The sequence below is a fragment of the Ruegeria sp. AH7 genome, assembly GCF_056541325.1.
In genome coordinates this window covers 18947-36778 of record NZ_JBQFYF010000010.1, presented here as the reverse complement: position 1 = coordinate 36778, position 17832 = coordinate 18947, and the positions used below count along the sequence as shown (strand labels likewise).

General features: G+C 56.0%; 16 protein-coding genes and 1 tRNA gene. 4 read left to right on the top strand and 13 right to left on the bottom strand.

Annotated elements, in window-relative coordinates; genetic code table 11:
• Positions 1–76: 76 nt before the first annotated feature.
• From ACR0JX_RS18790 to ACR0JX_RS18755, 8 genes are all read right to left on the bottom strand, one after another.
• Positions 77–1921 carry a GumC family protein gene (locus ACR0JX_RS18790; protein ID WP_480545288.1) on the bottom strand — a complete coding sequence of 615 codons (1845 nt, stop codon included), beginning with the start codon at positions 1919–1921 and terminating at the stop codon, positions 77–79.
• A 294-nt stretch (positions 1922–2215) separates the two neighbouring features.
• Positions 2216–3442, bottom strand: a complete 1227-nt coding sequence (locus tag ACR0JX_RS18785; protein WP_480545287.1) for a flavin monoamine oxidase family protein — start codon at positions 3440–3442, stop codon at positions 2216–2218.
• Positions 3443–3459: 17 nt separating this feature from the next.
• Positions 3460–4296, bottom strand: a complete 837-nt coding sequence (locus ACR0JX_RS18780) for a sterol desaturase family protein (RefSeq protein WP_480545286.1) — start codon at positions 4294–4296, stop codon at positions 3460–3462.
• A complete protein-coding gene (locus ACR0JX_RS18775; RefSeq protein WP_480545285.1) occupies positions 4293–4850 on the bottom strand; it encodes a TetR/AcrR family transcriptional regulator in 558 nt (185 codons plus the stop codon). Before ACR0JX_RS18775 ends, ACR0JX_RS18780 begins: the two co-directional genes overlap by 4 nt.
• A gap of 158 nt (positions 4851–5008) precedes the next feature.
• Positions 5009–5605 (bottom strand): rhomboid family intramembrane serine protease, encoded by a 597-nt coding sequence (locus ACR0JX_RS18770; RefSeq protein ID WP_480545284.1) that lies wholly within the window; start codon positions 5603–5605, stop codon positions 5009–5011.
• Positions 5606–5651: 46 nt separating this feature from the next.
• The gene (locus tag ACR0JX_RS18765; protein WP_480545283.1) at positions 5652–6758 is read right to left on the bottom strand and encodes a saccharopine dehydrogenase family protein; all 1107 of its coding nucleotides are present in this window, start codon (positions 6756–6758) and stop codon (positions 5652–5654) included.
• The gene (locus tag ACR0JX_RS18760; RefSeq protein ID WP_480545282.1) at positions 6751–7464 is read right to left on the bottom strand and encodes a DUF4166 domain-containing protein; all 714 of its coding nucleotides are present in this window, start codon (positions 7462–7464) and stop codon (positions 6751–6753) included. Before ACR0JX_RS18760 ends, ACR0JX_RS18765 begins: the two co-directional genes overlap by 8 nt.
• 41 nt (positions 7465–7505) lie before the next feature.
• Positions 7506–8069: a GbsR/MarR family transcriptional regulator gene (locus ACR0JX_RS18755; RefSeq protein WP_480545281.1), complete on the bottom strand. Its 564-nt coding sequence runs from the start codon at positions 8067–8069 to the stop codon at positions 7506–7508.
• A 246-nt stretch (positions 8070–8315) separates the two neighbouring features.
• Between ACR0JX_RS18755 and ACR0JX_RS18750 the strand changes: the two genes are divergently transcribed.
• Positions 8316–9287: an alpha/beta fold hydrolase gene (locus ACR0JX_RS18750; RefSeq protein WP_480545280.1), complete on the top strand. Its 972-nt coding sequence runs from the start codon at positions 8316–8318 to the stop codon at positions 9285–9287.
• 72 nt (positions 9288–9359) lie between these two features.
• Here the strand turns inward: ACR0JX_RS18750 and ACR0JX_RS18745 are convergent, their stop codons facing one another.
• A complete protein-coding gene (locus ACR0JX_RS18745) occupies positions 9360–11339 on the bottom strand; it encodes a bifunctional 2',3'-cyclic-nucleotide 2'-phosphodiesterase/3'-nucleotidase (protein WP_480545279.1) in 1980 nt (659 codons plus the stop codon).
• Positions 11340–11632: 293 nt separating this feature from the next.
• A tRNA-Lys gene (locus ACR0JX_RS18740) sits at positions 11633–11708 on the bottom strand.
• Positions 11709–11919: 211 nt separating this feature from the next.
• Here ACR0JX_RS18740 and dapF point away from each other — a divergent pair.
• Together dapF and mtaB are read left to right on the top strand one after the other, a co-directional pair.
• Positions 11920–12762, top strand: a complete 843-nt coding sequence (gene dapF, locus ACR0JX_RS18735; RefSeq protein WP_480545278.1) for a diaminopimelate epimerase — start codon at positions 11920–11922, stop codon at positions 12760–12762.
• On the top strand, positions 12759–14015 hold the full coding sequence (gene mtaB / locus ACR0JX_RS18730; protein WP_480545277.1) for a tRNA (N(6)-L-threonylcarbamoyladenosine(37)-C(2))-methylthiotransferase MtaB: 1257 nt from the start codon (positions 12759–12761) through the stop codon (positions 14013–14015). The genes dapF and mtaB overlap by 4 nt, the downstream gene beginning before the upstream one ends.
• Positions 14016–14158: 143 nt before the next feature.
• Here mtaB and ACR0JX_RS18725 read toward each other — a convergent pair whose 3' ends face one another.
• From ACR0JX_RS18725 to petA, 3 genes are read right to left on the bottom strand one after another with little or no spacing between them, the layout of a single operon-like run.
• Positions 14159–14947: a cytochrome c1 gene (locus tag ACR0JX_RS18725; protein WP_170534384.1), complete on the bottom strand. Its 789-nt coding sequence runs from the start codon at positions 14945–14947 to the stop codon at positions 14159–14161.
• 17 nt (positions 14948–14964) lie between these two features.
• A complete protein-coding gene (gene petB / locus ACR0JX_RS18720; RefSeq protein WP_170534382.1) occupies positions 14965–16296 on the bottom strand; it encodes a cytochrome b in 1332 nt (443 codons plus the stop codon).
• A 14-nt stretch (positions 16297–16310) separates the two neighbouring features.
• Positions 16311–16895 (bottom strand): ubiquinol-cytochrome c reductase iron-sulfur subunit, encoded by a 585-nt coding sequence (petA, locus tag ACR0JX_RS18715; RefSeq protein ID WP_170534380.1) that lies wholly within the window; start codon positions 16893–16895, stop codon positions 16311–16313.
• A gap of 458 nt (positions 16896–17353) precedes the next feature.
• On the opposite strand from petA, the gene ACR0JX_RS18710 reads away from it, so the two are divergent.
• On the top strand, positions 17354–17797 hold the full coding sequence (locus tag ACR0JX_RS18710) for a c-type cytochrome (protein WP_480545276.1): 444 nt from the start codon (positions 17354–17356) through the stop codon (positions 17795–17797).
• The last annotated feature ends 35 nt before the right edge of the window (positions 17798–17832 follow it).

The following is a 17832-nucleotide window of genomic DNA, read 5'->3' as shown; positions in this document are numbered from 1 at the left end:
CTTGTCATTCAACCTATGTCATCGCGTGGATGTCACCTTCCCCGGTCGAGCCTGCTAACCGCCGATCTCCAAGGCGCTATTTGTAATAGTCATAGTGCCCATAGTAGCCTTCATATCCGATCCAGCGGAACTTTTTGGGATCGACGTCATTCAAGATGGTTCCGATGACATTGACATCGGCCTGAGATAGGCGCCGCGTGACCGCCTGCACGGCGTCTTGGGGCGATCTGCCCCAGCGAACCACAAGGATCGCGGCATCGATCAAAGTGTTGTTCCGATAGACCTCATCCATGACCAGCGCGGGCGGGGTATCGATCACCACCAGATCGTACCTGGATGTCAGCGTGTCCTTCAGCTTGCGCAGCTTCATTTCGGCATCATCTGTCAGCTCGCGCGTTGGGGATTCGACCGTGATCAGGTCCAGCTTACCCGGCGCATCCTGGGCGCCAACAACCTGTTGCGGAACGATGTCATACGAGTACAGGTCCGAGCATTTGATATCAGCGCTGTCCGGGATCAGAAGCTTGGTTGCCCCTTTTCGGTACACATCCAGATCAACAAGGGCGACATTCATTCCATCTGCGGCCGCCGTGGTCGCCAGCACCGTACTGATGAATGATTTCCCTTCGTTGGGCAGCGCCGATGAAACCAATACCACCTTCGAGTGTTGAAACTTGATGCAGTTGGTCAGAATCCCGCGTGCCGTTTCTGCCAGAGGGGTCCGTGGGTTCTCAATCGGTTCGAACACGGCAGCAGCACGCCCTTTTGGCCCGTATTTCTGCTTTACGAAATAGCCAAGATTCTGCAGCCCTGTCGCATTGAAAATCTGTTTCTCGGTCTTGATTGTTCGATCAAGCCCTTCCCGGATCAGTGCCAGAACAAAGCCGATCATGATCGACATCGCTCCGGCCAGGGCAACTGTCAGCGCACGATTGGGCGCGTATGGCACTTGCGGAACGCGGGCGACGGACACCTGGCTTGTGCCTGCTTCGATCTGGCCGCTTCGGGTTTCCAGCAGATTCAACTCATCAACCGAGGCCTGATACCGCGACCTGAGCAGCTCGATTTCCCGCTCCTTACGCAGCAGCGTCAGCTCTTGCCGGGTTCTGAGTTGAAGCCGTTCCTCAGCGGCGGCCAGTTCTTCACGCAACACCAGTTCTTCTTCCGGTGGAACGTTTTGCTCCAGACCAATGGACAGGATGGTGCGGGCCCGCTCGGCCGCGCTGCGCAATTGGTCCAACAGCTGCTCGTCATCCAGATTGTCCGAGCGGATAAAATTCGCCAGGTCCGCTTCGTTGCTGGTAAGTTCTTCGCCCAGCAAATTGACACGCCGCCGTACGTCATCGATGTTTTTGTCCAAACGATTAATACGTTCGCCAAGCTCGTTACTTATGTACTGCGTGATGACCGTATTGGCCAAAGCAGCAGACAGTTCGGCATCTGTGGACCGACCCTCCACCGAAATCGCTAAGCTTTCGCCAGCGCGGGACAGGCTGTATGAGCCCAGAACTTTGTCAATCACAGCCTCGCGATGCAGCGCCGCAGGTTGTTCGAGCCCGGTATCGGGGTTTATGCGCGAAACGAAACTATCATCCTCAAACAGGCCCAGTGTTTCCGCCACTTGACCCGCGAAATCGCGCGATTTGAGCTTTTCGATCTCGGTCTCGATACTTGATCGACCCAGTTCAATGGTTTCAAGACGCCCCGTCGTGTCACTGTATCGTGTCTCTGACAAAGACAGCACCATCTGGGCGACGGTGCGGTACCTGTCGGGAACCGTCCGCATGTACAGAGACGTCAAAATCACTGCGATTCCAAACAGGAAGGCCACAGGAAGCAGATTGCGCCGGATCACCAGCCATATGCTGACAAACTCTCCCGGGTCGCCCTGACCACCTTGAAAACCATTGTTGGAAAGCACAGGAATACTCCAAAATTTCAGATACAATCTTCAACTGGCCCAGAGGCGCTGCGCGCAAGAAGATTGAAATACCGGGTGTTTGTAAAGCTACTTTAACGGCCTTGATTTACGATCTGTAGGCGTCATCAATCACCAGTCATGATGCCGCTCTTCGGTTTGGTAGAACTTATTACAATACTGGGCGGAAATAGAAAGCTCTGCAGCGCAGCTTTTGAAACTGGCCGTCACTGCTGAATAAGGATTGGGAACGCCAGATTTAAGAGAATACGACGCCTTGCAGAGGTGCGGCGACCGCTAATCAAAAATAGGATATGCAGTGTCGAGTGTTTTCTGGGCGCGTTCGACAATCTTTGCATCAGACAAATTCGCCAAATCCCGCGCAGGCTGTGCGCCGTTAAAGGCCATGATGATCGGCTGCCCGGTATAGGGATAAAGGTTTAGCCATTGGTTGAATTGGCCCTGCGGCAAACCGGTTTCCGGTGTGATGATCCATGTTTTGTCGGCATCCCAGAAGACATCTTTATACCGCAGATACACTTTGTCTAACGTCCCCATACCAAGACTTGCGATGGCGCTTTGCTTTTCAGCTGGCAAAGGCGGAGAGAAGGTGATCGAACCCTGTTTCAGCACACCCAACGGAACCGTCACGATAACTGTGTCGAACCTGTCCGATTGCCCGGCCTTGTCTTCCAATCGAACGCCTTCGCCATCAAACTCGACACGCGCCAATTCGCGATTCAACTGGATGTCGAAGTCGTTGGAAAACGCGTCGAGCAGCTGTGCATAGCCCCCCGGGAAGACTACCTCTTCCCCGCCATAGTCAGTATCTCGCAGATAGGCCAAGACATTGATCTCGGCAGTATCCGCGCCTGCGCTGTGCTGAACGGACACAACATTATCAACCCAATCAGGGGTATCATCAACCGGTATTTCGCGCCCATCACTGCCACGAATGACATAGCTATCCGTCGTTGCCAGGGTTGCTACGCCCTGTGATTTCGCAAGCTGTGTTAGCGGATTGCCATCGGTGCCGTGTATCCAGCTCGCGCCCAGATCAAGCGCTGCGCCAAGGCGATTGTCGGTCCAGATGCGTCCACCAATACGGTCGCGCGCTTCCCAGATCGTGATATCATATCCGCGCCTTGCCAGCGCATCCGCGGCGGCAAGCCCGCTCATCCCCGCGCCAATGATAGCAACGGTTTTGGCACCTGTTTCAGAAACCGCCTCTGACGCCATGATCCCGGATTCATAGGCGGCATGCACCGTGCTGTTATAGGATGGATGGGTGGCCTCGCCTGCAAAAAACAGACGATCACCGACTGGACGGCCAAGGGCTGCGTGATCCTTACGCCACGATCCTTTGGCAAGATAGGAATAGGACCCAAGGCTATATGGATCGCGGCTCCAATTTGTTCGGATGTATCCGGTTGCAGTACGTGTGCCTTTTGCAGCCCCGGCAATGGGCACAAAGCCAGACGTCAAGGCACCCAAAGCTGCGGCTATGAAATCTCTGCGATCCATTGTAACCCCGCGTCTGATCACTTCTTCGGCTCCCAGCCCGGAGGCCTGATCAGAGTAGAGAAAGCTTCTTGGATGCTCTTTGACCGGGCAATATCCCGGATCAGGTCCGGCCATTCCGAGAACCAGACTTTGATCGGGTTCCGGCTGTCAAAATCGCGTGTCAGGCCATAGCGGGGGGTCTCTTCCTCGATCTGGAATGTGCCCCAGATCCGATCCCAGATGATGAAGATACCACCATAATTTTTGTCCAGATACTTGTCATCACACCCGTGGTGGACACGGTGATGAGACGGCGTGTTCATCACATATTCAACCGGCCCCAGCTTGCCGATCAGTTCCGTGTGCAGCCATGTCTGATAAGCCAGCACTGCGATCACGCCAAACACAATTGCCTCGGGTGCGAACCCCATAAGGGCCAGCGGAATATGGGCGATCAGGGACCATACGCCTTCCAAGGGGCCAAATCGGATACCGGTGATGATGTTCATATCGCGCGAGGAATGATGCACCGCATGCTGGGTCCAAAGCAGGCGCACCTCGTGGGCAATCCGGTGTTCCCAATAATAGGTGATGTCGGCCAGCACGATCACCAAAATCACGCTCCACCAGGTCACGGGGATGGTCCATGGCAGACCCTGAGAGATGATCCAATACAGCCCGTAGGCCCCAGTCAGAACAAAGGTTTCGACCAACAGATACGGGATCTGGGTCGATGCGCTTGCCAGCATTTCGCCAAAGGTCTTGGCTTTGAAATCGCCTTTGAAAATCATCTCGGCGATTTCGATCAACAAGATCGCAGCGCCGATCAGAAAGAACACCTCGTCGATCTGTGTGGTCAGGGTTTCGAGGTTCATGACGCCTCTCCTTTCAATCCTTGGGAAAGTGTCCGCCAGGCCAAATCGGCAGCTTGCTTGGCTGTTGCCTCGCCGGATTGGACAAGGGACCAGGCGGCGTAGATGAGGTTTTCATAGGCCTCGACAATCCAGTCAGTTGGAACGTTCGGGTCAAACGCGCCTTCTTGTTTGGCCGCGTCGACATCGCGCCGAAGCTCCTGAAGGCCTTTGTCATAGGCTGCGGCTATTTCAGGGTCTGCCTCCAACCCCTCATTGGCCAGAAACAACTGACGGTTTGCCAGTGGAACAATTGCGTACAGTGACAGCCGAAAGCCTTCTTCATAGCTTGTTGCATCTGCCGTGGCCTGTTCAACGGCTTCATCAAGTTCGGCCATTGCAATCTTTGCCAAGGCGCGCATCAGTTCGGGCCGTCCGGGGAAATGCCGATGCAGCGTCGCACGGCCCACGCCGGCATGCTGTGCGACATCGCCAAGTGAGGCGGCTTGGTTTTGCGAAAAAACCTCGAACGCGGCTTCGATGATGGCATCTTTGGTGGTTGGACGAATTACACTCATGAGACACAGATGTATCATACGAGACTTGAATTCAACCCCACCCGCGATCTTAAATGCTTACCCGGCCGGCAAGCCCGCAATCAGCTATCGTTTTTAGGGATCGAGCCAAAGATGACCGCAAGCATGTCTCTTCCAGTCGTCCTTATCGGACGCCCCTATCATTGTTCGACATTCGAGATACGCGGCGCATGAACATGGGTGCGGATCACAAGGGCTGCAACGGCTCCGGCCAGGGCACCAAATAGATGCGCCTCCCACGAGACACCCGGTTGGCCGGGCAAAACACCCCAGATGATCGAACCATAGACCAAAGCCACCAAGAGCGCGGCCCCGAGCGTCACCAGAGACCTGTCGACCACACCACGCGCGACAAGAAACCCGAACCATCCAAACACCAGACCAGATGCGCCGATATGGATGGCGTTGCTACCAAAAAGCCAAACGAGCGCGCCGCCTAGGGCGATAATGACGGCATTCACCAACAGAAGCGCGCGCGTTGCGGTCAGCGCAAGCAACGCGCCCATCAACACAAGTGGCGGTGTGTTGGACATGAGATGAGAGAAGCTGGCGTGCAGAACCGGCATCCCGAAAATCCCGTCAATCCCGCCGATATGCCGGGGGATCAAACCGAAGGCCAGGTTCAAACGATAGCCCAGCGCCCAGTTGATGACCTGTATCGCCCATAGCGCACCAATGAAGATAGCCAGCGCCCAAAGTCGTTTTCGAACCACACTGTTGTTGTTCTGAACTGTCATCTGGACCAGATAATTCCTTCGCAAAAACCGATCAAGAAGGGCTGGGTTAGACCGTCTTGTCCAACCGAATGGCAATCGCCAGATCGCTCATGGCGTCTTCAACAACGACTCTGGGCATCTCAGCCAAACATGGGCGCGCACCTGAACGCGGTTTGACATTCCCGCGCAGGATTGCACGACAGGTGATACCCGGCACAAACGGGCCATCTCCGTCCTCGGCGATCAGAGTCCATGTGCGGTTAATGTTCTGACCGTTTTTCCGCCCCGTGACATGCACCTGCATCCCCCCGCGATCTGTTCCAAACGGATAGAGCGCTTTCGACAACCAGTAGAGCGCCGAATACGCCGTTTCGGGCAGGGAAAGGCGCCAGCGGCGGCGGAACCAGGCCAATGCGGACAGAGATGCATTCATCACGCCTAGTTCCAAACCCGCCCGAAACATGACGGTTGAGGCGGCAATCCTGTCTGGCAGCAGGTGAATGTCGGGGACGTCCACGAAATAACCAGCACGCCGCAGACCCGGCGCAAGCGAGTAGATTTTGCGATCTGTCCAGCCCCGCACGGTCTGCCAACTGCCATCCCGAAGAACCTGTGAGGGGCGGCCAACGCCGCTGACAATGCTCTTGATCACCGACATCCCGCGCGGCGCCCGGTTGCCCGGCAGTATTGCAATGTCGATAAGGTCGATCTTGTCCAGCCCGTCTATCAGATCGTCAACGATGATCGAGGACAGGCCCGGTACGCTGGACGCGCCCGAAAGCACAAAGACATTTGCCGCCTCGGCCTGTGCGTTCAGCCGCGCGATACCCATTGTGAATTCTGAACTGTCGGACAAATCCAGATAATGGCAGCCGTGCTGAACACATAAGCGCGGGACAAGATATGGATCCTGGCCATAATGTTGGAACGGCCCCGCCGCATCTATGACAACATCCGGCGCGACACTGAAAATGATTTCGGGTGCAGAGTGAATATCGACCGCCAGGGTCTCTGCCCCGAGTTCTCGGGCAAGAGCGCAACCCTTCGAAGGTTGCCGGCCGGCCAACCACAGTTGATGCCCATCGCGCGCAAGCAAACGGGCAGTCAACGCACCAAAGACGCCATATCCACCGATGATCACAACCTTCATGGTGTGGTTTGGAAGATCAGGCATCGGTCGCCTCAACGATCTCGGCATCGAAGAAGACCGCATCCTGATATATGACCGAACCCAACAGCCGATGAGTCAGTGCCAGTGTGAACTTGAACTGCCCATCACCCAGTTCTTCATGCCCGATGACAAGATTGCCCGGGCATACCCATTTGGGCAAAGGGATGCGCCTGCGGCCCAGTTTCACAAAATAGCTGTCACTGATGAACAGCAAGGCGTTCCGGGTGCTTTGCAACCGCAATGCAATGCCAATTCCATAGCCTATGTATTCCTCTAACCCTGTTGGGCCGTCGAAGTGTTTGGAGCTGCTGACAATCTGTGGAAACCCCGAGGACCGGCCATATTGCCGGATCCAGAATTGACCCCCGGTTGCAACGTCTTCGGTGACAACCACAACGGCAGAACGCCCGGCCGATGTGCGATCAAACGGCAGCGGTGCGCCTATGGCTCGCATGACAAAAGCCAGGAAACGCCCGGCCAGATTCATCTGCATCTCGGACACGCGACCCTGATAAACAAGACTGGCACCTCCAGACAATCGTTTGCTAAAGCGCCGCCTGATCGCCGCGGGCAATCGGTTCCATCCGTCTTGCCCCAACAGCTCGAAGAAACGGATATCCCCTTGGTGCCGATCACATGGCTGCGTTTTGACATCAGCCTCAATAGGCTGCGCGTTTTGAAAGGGCTGCACTTCGTGTTTTTCGGACATTCTGTTATTTCCGTCAGAAGAGAAATTGTAGGTCAAAATTTTTAGCCGCTTGGCTTGCCCCCCGTGAGCTTCAGGAATGAGGCGACTTTGCTGCCCATCTTCATAAGCATGATCAGCTTGGGCCGAGGAATCGTCAGCATGTCGTGATACCACTTGTCAGCCGTGCTTAAGAAATCCTGCATCGCCTGCATGCGCTGCAATACCTCCGGCTCTAGCCCACTTTCGCTTTCAGCCTGCGCGACACATGTGCGAATGGCTGCAGCAGCGGGATCGATCTCACGCTCTTTGCGGCCTTGCGCGATGCGGATCACCATCTCCCAAACATCGGTCTCGGCCTCGAAATGTTCGCGCCGCTCACCCGGAATCGGCACCCTCCGGATCAAACGCCAGCTGACAAGTTCTTTCAAAGAGTTCGACACATTTGAACGCGCGATCCCAAGCGCCTCGGAGATTTGTTCCGCATTCATCGGCTTGGTGCTGAGGAACAGCAGCGCGTGGATCTGCGCCACCGATCGATTGACGCCCCATTGGGTGCCCATATCGCCCCAATATAGGATGAACTGACTGGATGCGTTGGATTTCGATATGTCAATAATTTCTGTCATGACAGAAATATCAGATGCAACAATGCAAAAGTCAAGTCTGAAGAGTCGATCTGTGATCTCTTTGCCGTGTGCTTTGATCCGGTATACTCTGATCAGACGGGCCGTTGCCGAAAGCCTTGCAATGGTCGATTTGAATGAATGTTTTGAGCTGAACCAAGCCGTGGTTGACCGAAGTAGCTGGTCCGCAATTTTGCGGATGTGACGAAATTCAGGGCACGACGCCTCCTTCACCATGGCACATTTCAGATGGCAATCGCGGCGACGGACAGAATACGCCGATGCGATTTAAGGAGATTGGGTATGGGGATTTGGGACTCAGAATGGCGCAAAGATGAATACGCGCGCAAGGTGATGGTGGGCCATGACCATAAACCCTTGCCGGGGCGCTTCTTAGACCTCGAACATGGCCAAATCTACTATGAGTTAGACAACAAAGAGGACGACAAAGGTAAACCTTTGCTCATCTGCATTCACGGGTGGTCAACCGCAAGCTATGTGTGGACCGCGCTGAAACCCGAACTGCGCAAGAAAGGCTACCGCATCCTCAGCTATGATCTGTACGGGCGTGGATATTCCAGCCGTCCCGATAATGTGGCGCACACGGCAGAGCTGTTCACACGCCAACTGACCCAAATACTGGTACACCTGAAACTGAATGACCAAAAACTGAACATCGTTGGATACTCGATGGGTGGTGCCATTGCCGCGCGTTTCGTGAGCGAACGGCCGGGTGACGTCGAACGTCTTCTGCTGATTGCTCCGGCTGGCATGGCGGTTCAAAAACCGTTCCCCCGCTTCGTCGCCCGGCAGATTCCCAGGCTTTCCGATCCAATCATTTCAGAGTTTTTACCCTGCGCCCTGTGGAAACAGTTCAAGAGAGCAGCAAGAGACTTTCCGAATGACAAGAACGTGCAGTTTGTCCTTGAGAATCAACTGGCAGAGCTGGAGTACCGGGGGTACATCCCAGCGCTGTTATCCTCATTAAAGGGAGTGCTGGCATCCAAGATGAGGGCCGAGCATGAGGCGATTGCAGATTCAAACGTGAAAGTTCTGGCAATCTTTGCGGACCAAGACAGCACCATACCTCATCCTGATGCGCAAAGGCGCTTTGACAGATGGAACCGGAATCAAGTTAGCCACGTGATCGAAGGGGCAGGTCACGCAGTGACCTATACCCATGCGCAGGAAATCATTACAAAAACTGGTAACTTCTTGTAGGCCTTCCGCCACTGGGTCTTCCGCCACCGCAATATTACCGTGGCGGAAGAAGTCATCAAATTGGATCAGGCGTCAGAGTTTGATCCGGAAGGCGGCAAACCCGTCTGCACCTTCGCCGGCATCCTCGATCGTGACCCCTTTGACATCGCTCATATAGTCGCGGGCTTTCGGGCCGGTTTCAAACAGAACCGTGGTGCCCTCAAGCGGAGCAAAGGACCAGTTGGCGTCTGCCTTTGGATCGATGGTGCCCTGCTCGACAATGTAGCGCACGATGACATCGCGGTTGGTATCCGGGGCCTCGAACACGACCGTATCGCCCAACGCGCCGGGGAAGGACCCACCGCCCGAGGCGCGATAATTGTTAGTGGCGATGATGAACTCCATGTCATCTGTGACCGGCTCACCGTTGAAGGCAAGGTTCACGATCCGGGCGGCGTCTGGGTTGACCTCTTCCCCTTTCGGTCCAAAGCGCGAGGGTTGTGACAGGTCGATCTGATAGGTCACGCCGTCCATTACGTCGAAGTTGTAAGACGGGAATTCCGGGTTCAGCAGGATCGCATCCGCCGCACCAACTTCAACCTGATTGAACATGCCTGCCGACCGCTCGAGCCATCCCCGGACCTGAGCGCCGTTCACACGCACCGCGCGCACTGTGTTGGGATACAGATACAGGTCAGCCACGTTCTTGATGGCCACATCACCGACCGGAACATCGGTGTAATATTCAGGACCACCGCGGCCACCGGCCTTAAAGGGCGCTGCTGCTGACAGAATGGGCAGGCCTTCGTGCTCGGTACCCTTCATCATCTCTTCGACATACCATTTTTGCGCGATTGAGACGATCTGGACGGACGGATCATCCGCGACCAACGCAAAATAGCTGTGCAGCGGGGCCGAGGTTTTGCCAACAGCGCGCCGGACATAGGCCAGCGTTTCATCGTGATCCTGCGCAACCGAGTCGAGCACCGTCTGATCATCACCCACCAAAGCGGTGATGGAACGATCTTCGTTGCGTTTGGAAATCGGGCGCGCCTCGGACGTGGTGGTGACCACCCGCCATTGATTTCCATCCCGCTCCAACAACAGATCCAGCAGACCAAGATGGGAACCCCAGAAGCCACCCATGACAGCGGGCTTGCCCATCAGCGTGCCCTTTTCCACGTCAATGCCAGGGCGATCCGCAAAGGTTGGTGATGGGAAGACAAGGTGATTGTGGCCAGTGACCAGCGCGTCGATACCATCAACCCCGGCCAGAACGACCGAAGCATTCTCCATCCCGTCCGCATGATCGGCCTCGCCAATCCCCGAATGCGAAAGCGCAATGATCAGATCGCAACCCTGTTCCTTCATCTCGGGCACGTAAGCTTGCGCGGTCTCGACGATATCGCGGGCCTCGACATTGCCCTCAAGGTGCTTGCGATCCCAGTTCATGACCTGCGGCGGGGTAAAGCCGATCACCCCGATCTTGATCGGATGCTTGGTGCCGTCTCCCATTTCGATCTCGCGATCCAGGATCGCGTAGGGTTTCACCAAGGTTTTGTCATCGCGCGGGTTCGCGCCTTTTTCCTTGGCGACATTGGCCAGAACAACCGGGAATTCGGCCCCTGCCAGGGCTTTGTCCAAGAACTCCAGGCCGTAGTTGAACTCATGATTGCCCAGTGTCGCGGCATCATAGCCAACCGTGTTGAAGGCAGTGATGATCGGGTGGCTGTCGCCTTCTTTCATGCCCCGTTCATAGGCGATGTAGTCACCCATCGGATTGCCCTGCAGAAAGTCGCCATTATCGACCAGCAGAGAGTTCGTCGCCTCTGACCGGATCTCATTGATGATCGACGCGGTGCGGGACAGGCCAACCGTATCGCGGGGTTTGTCTGCGTAATAGTCGTAGGGGAAGACATGGACGTGAATGTCAGTGGTTTCCATGATCCTCAGATGCGCCTGGTTGCTCGCTGCAGCCGCCGAGAACGGGTGCAACGTAATAGCCGCAACACTTGCTGTTGTCGTGGCGAGGAACTGGCGGCGAGAAATCTGATTGCGGCTGGAGAAAGACATAGGTCACCTTTCGAGTTTGTGAATCAACGCGCCTTTTCTGAACTTTTGACTACACGCGTGTGACAAGAGAGGTCAGATTTTCGGGTACGTCAAAATCAAGGGCAATACACGGCACCATATCCCAATATGACACGATTCCCAGAGCGTCACAGTATAAAGAACAGATTTCTGCCGATGGATCCCGCCAGCTCGGCAAAGGTTGCAAGCCGCCAGAGTGAGCCGGTTCCACACTAGGCCAATTCCCAATGGTTCAGGCCCGGAATCGCCACGTCAAACATGTTCTTTGAAAAAAGTGGTGAGCCGTGCAGGATTCGAACCTGCGACCCACTGATTAAAAGTCAGTTGCTCTACCAACTGAGCTAACGGCCCACTCTTTTGTTGGATCTTGCTGATCCGTGGCGCTCTGTAAGGTATTTTCCCGATCAGGTTCAAGACCTTATTTCACACCTCGTTTCGCCTGTGTTTTAGATGTTTCCGGCGACCCGATAGGCGGCCTACTTAGGCAGGTGGCGCGGGGGGGTCAAGACCTTTTTTCACGAATCGTGGCGACAGGGTGGATTCATTATTCCACCGACGTTATATGCCCGCCATGCAACAGAGACTCGATACCGGTTTGCGCTTCATGAAGATGCATGGGCTGGGCAATGACTTCGTCATTGTCGATGCACGCGAACATGCGTCATCGATCACTCCGGCTATGGCCAAGGCCATCGGGCATCGCCAGTTTGGCGTTGGCTTCGATCAACTGGCCGTTATCGAAAACGGCGCTGAGGATGCGCACCTGGTGTTCTATAACGCCGATGGTTCAACCTCGGCCGCCTGCGGCAACGCCACGCGCTGCATTGCCCGGTTTCTAATGGACGAGGCTGGAAAGTCCGAGCTCTCATTGACCACCGAACGGGGCTCTCTCGCGGCCAAAGATGCAGGCGATGGTCTGACCTCGGTCAATATGGGACAACCGCAGCTCAATTGGCGGGACATCCCTTTGGCAGAAGAGATGGATACGCTGGAACTGCCAATTGAAGGCGCGCCCACCGCGACCGGCATGGGCAATCCACATTGTACGTTTTTCGTAGACGACGCCGATGCGATTCCCCTCACTGAATTCGGGTCGCGGTACGAGTACCACCCGCTCTACCCCCAGCGCACAAATGTGCAGGTGGCACAGATCATTGGTAGCGATCATATTCGGATGCGGGTGTGGGAGCGGGGCGTTGGCATCACCCTGGCCTCGGGCTCGTCCTCCTGTGCTACAGCGGTCGCGGCCGCGCGCCGTGGGCTGACGGGCCGCAAGGTCCAAATCGAACTGGATGGCGGTACCATCTGGATCGACTGGCGCGACGATGGCGTCTGGATGACAGGACTAACGGCCCATGTATTTTCCGGCACCCTGACACCCGAATTCCTAAGGTCTTTGGGATGAGCGCCCCAAAGTTCACCACCCTGGGCTGCCGCCTCAACGCCTATGAAACCGAGGCGATGAAGGAACTGTCCCAGCAGACTGGCCTGACCGACGCGGTCGTGGTGAACACTTGCGCGGTGACGGCCGAGGCCGTCCGCAAAGCCCGTCAGGAAATCCGAAGGCTGCGTCGGGAAAACCCTGACGCGCGCCTGATTGTCACCGGCTGCGCGGCACAAACCGAACCTGAGACCTTTGCAAAAATGGATGAGGTCGACGCGGTCATCGGCAACACCGAAAAGATGCAGCCCGATACCTGGAAGGGGATGGCTGCAGATTTCATTGGCGAGACCGAGGCGCTTCAGGTTGATGACATCATGTCGGTCACAGAAACCGCCGGTCATCTGATCGATGGCTTCGGTACTCGATCCCGTGCCTATGTACAGGTCCAGAACGGCTGTGACCACCGTTGCACCTTTTGCATCATCCCCTATGGCCGAGGCAATTCACGCAGTGTGCCCGCAGGCGTCGTAGTGGATCAGATCAAGCGTTTGGTTGATAGGGGCTACAACGAGGTTGTGCTAACCGGCGTTGATCTGACCTCATGGGGCGCGGACCTGCCCGCGCAGCCCAAGCTGGGCGATCTGGTGATGCGCATTCTGAAGCTGGCGCCAGACCTGCCGCGCCTGCGGATCAGCTCGATCGATTCCATCGAAGTGGACGAGAATCTGATGCAGGCAATCGCGACCGAGCCACGCCTGATGCCGCATCTACACCTGTCCCTGCAACATGGCGACGACCTGATCCTGAAGCGGATGAAACGCCGCCACCTGCGCGATGACGCCATCCGCTTCACCGAAGAGGCGCGCAAACTGCGACCCGAGATGACTTTTGGCGCCGACATCATCGCCGGGTTCCCCACTGAATCCGACGCTCATTTCGAGAATTCTATGAAACTGGTCACTGAATGTGATCTGACCTGGCTGCATATCTTTCCGTACTCAAAACGCGACGGTACACCAGCCGCCCGCATTCCGCAGCAGGTCAACGGCACAATCATCAAAGCCCGCGCCGCCCGTCTGCGCAAAGCCGGTGAGACACAGGTCGCCAAACATCTCGCTTCCCAGATCGGCAAAACCCATCAAGTTCTGATGGAAAACCCGCATATGGGTCGAACCGAACAGTTTACCGAAGTAACCTTTGATGCGCCCCAAGCCGAAGGCCAGATCGTAACTGCAACGGTCACCGGTCACACTGCGACACAGCTCACAGCCTGATCCACTCTTCATCTGGCCAGAAATATCTCGGGGATGAATTGGCCAAAGGCCAAGAAGGGGCTGGCCCCTTCAACCAACCTTCAAGCAAAAACCCCCGCGACCTGATGGTGCGGGGGTTTCCAATTCCAATCCGATAAGAACGATCAGTCCTTACGCGCTTTGCCCTTGTGCGGTGCCCAAAGGCGCTTGTTCACCAGATACAGCAGCACAGACAGAACCGTCAGGAAGATCACGCCGACAAAACCGGCATTCTTACGGTCGATCAACTTTGGCTCGGCTGTCCACATCAAGAACGCAGCCAGGTCTTCCGACATATGCTCAACGTCATTTGCGTGACCATCGGCAAACTCGACCTGCTCATCCGACAGAGGCGGTGCCATCGAGATCCAACCGCCGGGGAAGGCTTTGTTCTCGTACAGGATGGTTCCCGCCTCTTCTTTCTCTTCTCCTGTATAGCCATTCAACAGGGACGCGATGTATTCTGCGCCACCCATGCCTTTGACCAGCTGGTTGATCCCCAGACCATAAGGTCCGTGGAACCCTGCACGCGCCTTGGCCATCAGGCTCAGGTCAGGTGCGCCAACCCCTGTGTTGGCCGGGAAGTGATCAGTCGGAATCGCCGGGCGGAAATCGTCCAGCTCAGGGTCGAACACCTCGAAGTTGGCGGCCGCATAAGCGATCACCTGTTCTTCCGAGTACCCCAGCGCTTCGAGATCACGCAGAGGCACATATTGCAGGCCATGACAGGCTGCGCAAACCTCGGTGTAGATCTGAAGACCGCGCTGCAGTTGGAACTCATCCCAAGTACCAAACGGCCCTTCGAACGAGAACGCATAGTCTTCGATATGCTGCTCACCGCCACCTGCCGCAAAGGTCGAGGCGGGCGCAAGGGCCAGGGCAAACGCGGCACCGATTGCAAGTTTCTTGAACATGTTTCCGGTCCCTCTTCTTACTCGGCCGGCGTGGCTTCGGCGTCAGCCTTGCCATAATGCGCGTTGAAGTCTTCTTCGATCGTTTCAGGTTGTGGCAGCGGCTTCTCGATCACACCAAGTACGGGCAGGATCACGAAGAAATAGGCAAACCAGTAGGCCGAGGCGATCAACGAGAAGGTCGCATAGGGTTCTTCCGCAGGCATCGCACCCAGCCACATCAGGGCAAAGAAGTCGACGATCAGCAGCAGGAACCACCATTTGAACATCGGGCGATACTGACCCGAACGCACGTTCGACGTGTCCAGCCACGGGGCCAGCGCCATCGCCAGGATCGCGCCGAACATTGCAACCACACCAAAGAACTTGGCATCGACGATGCCGCCGGTGATGAAGCTGGCGAACTGTACAACCCAGACTTCGCCGGTGAAGGCCCGCAGGATCGCGTAGAAGGGCAGGAAGTACCATTCGGGAACGATATGCGCAGGCGTAACCAGCGGGTTCGCTTCGATATAGTTATCGGGGTGACCCAGGTAGTTCGGCATGTAGCCGACGATGGCCCAGAACACGACCATGATAACAGCCAGTGCGAACAGGTCCTTGATCACGAAGTAGGGCCAGAAGGGCAGAGTATCTTTCTCGGCCTCGGCTTTCGAGCCACGGCGAACCTCAACACCCGTTGGGTTGTTGTTGCCGGTGGTGTGGAAGGCCCAGATATGCACTATAACCAGCGCCGCAATGATAAACGGCAGCAGATAGTGCAGCGAGAAGAAGCGGTTCAGCGTGGCATTGTCCACAGCCGGTCCGCCCAGCAGCCAAGTCTGGATCGCATCACCCACAAACGGGATCGCGCCAAACAGGCCGGTGATCACGGTCGCACCCCAGAAGGACATCTGACCCCAGGGCAGAACGTAGCCCATGAAGGCCGTGCCCATCATCATCAGGTAGATGAGCATCCCGATGATCCACGTGATCTCACGCGGGGCTTTGTACGAGCCATAGTAGAGGCCGCGGAACATGTGGATATAGACCGCAACAAAGAACAGCGACGCGCCATTCATGTGCAGATAGCGGATGAAGTAACCACCATTCACGTTGCGCATGATGTGCTCGACGCTAGCGAAGGCCAGATCGACATGCGGGGTGTAGTGCATCACCAGAATGATACCGGTGACGATTTGCAACACCAGGCAGAACGCCAGAACGATACCCCAGATCCACCACCAGTTCAGGTTCTTGGGAGTCGGGATCATTAGGGTGTCATACAGTAGGCCGACGATGGGCAGGCGGCTATGCAGCCACTTTTCGCCATTTGTCTTCGGCTCGTAGTGATCGTGGGGAATTCCGGACATAAGTTGGGTCTCCCTTAGCCGAGTCGGATTGTCGAATTGTCGACCCATTCCGCAGGCGGAACAGGCAGGTTTTCAGGCGCGGGACCCTTGCGGATACGACCGGCCAGATCATAGTGCGAGCCGTGGCAGGGGCAGAACCAGCCACCAAAGTCCCCGGCATCGCCCAGCGGCACACAGCCGAGGTGCGTACACACACCCATCTGAACGATCCATGCGCCCGGCGCTTCGCCTTCGGGCGAGGGCATAACGCGGTTCGCGTCAGTTGCGGGTGCATCGGCGTTCAGGTTAAAGTTACGCGCCAGCGGATCCGGCAGGGCATCGACGCCTTCGGCATCCTGCTCTTGCGCTTCGGCGATTTCTGCGCCTGTGCGGTGACGAATGAAAACCGGCTTGCCCAACCACTTGACGGTCAATTGCGTACCCGGCTCAACCCCGCTGACATCCACGCGGATCGAGGACAGGGCCTGAACATCTGCGGATGGGTTCATCTGGTTGATCAGGGGCCATACGGCTGCCCCGGTAGCAACGACACCTGCGCCGCCAGCGACGTAATACAGGAAATCTCTGCGGGTGCCTTCGTGGTCTTCTGCGTGGGACACGAGGTAATCTCCGATTGTCTGGCGCCCGCGTGCGGGCAAATAGCTCGTACACCGCACGAAGGCGGTGTCTTAACCGCGTTGTCTACCGACGCAATTAGTATTCGTCCAGCGGTCATAAACGCGCAATACGCCGCATCTGTGTATTTTGTCACGACACACCGGGTTTTTTGGGGATTCTATATCACTCTGCCTGCCAACAAAACGAATCGAATAGGCCTGATTCGGGCCAGCTTTCGGCACGTCTCGACATCAGCTTTGTCTGTTTCACTATGCTTGGCTTTTGTAAGATTGGTTCGAAACCGAACACGATCTGGGGCACGAATATCCCTTTGTTCCGCAACAAATAATACCCCTGAAATAGATGATTTTCGCAGCACGAAATCCGGCGGAATATCGTTGCGCTTCACCCAGATACATCAGACATCAACTCCTGCGCGAACGTCAATCAGGAGACTACGATGTCAAAAACCCCCTTGGCTGCCGTTCTGTTAACGATTGCCCTGTCTTCCCAGGCAACCGCCTCCGGTGATCCTGTCAAAGGCGAACAGCTTTATAACCGTTGTTCATCCTGCCACGCGATTATCAAGGATGGCGAAGTTCTGGTGAAAGGTGGAATCACCGGCCCCAATTTATATGGCGTAGTCGGCCGCATCGCCGGAACCGAGAACGACTACCGCTATGGCAGTGAGCGTCTGCCTATTGGCATGTTCACCGATGACATGATCCGCGCGGGCGAGGAAGGTCTGGTTTGGACCGAAGCCAACCTTATCGCCTATACGCAGGATCCGATCGGTTTCATCAAAGAGTATCTGAACGACGAGGCCGCTCGCCCGAACATGAGCGTTAAGCTCAAAAAAGGCGCGGAAGATATTACCGCCTATCTGGCAACCTTCGGCGACTAGGCAGGGTGGTCTTAAGTGAAGGCACCCCGATTTCG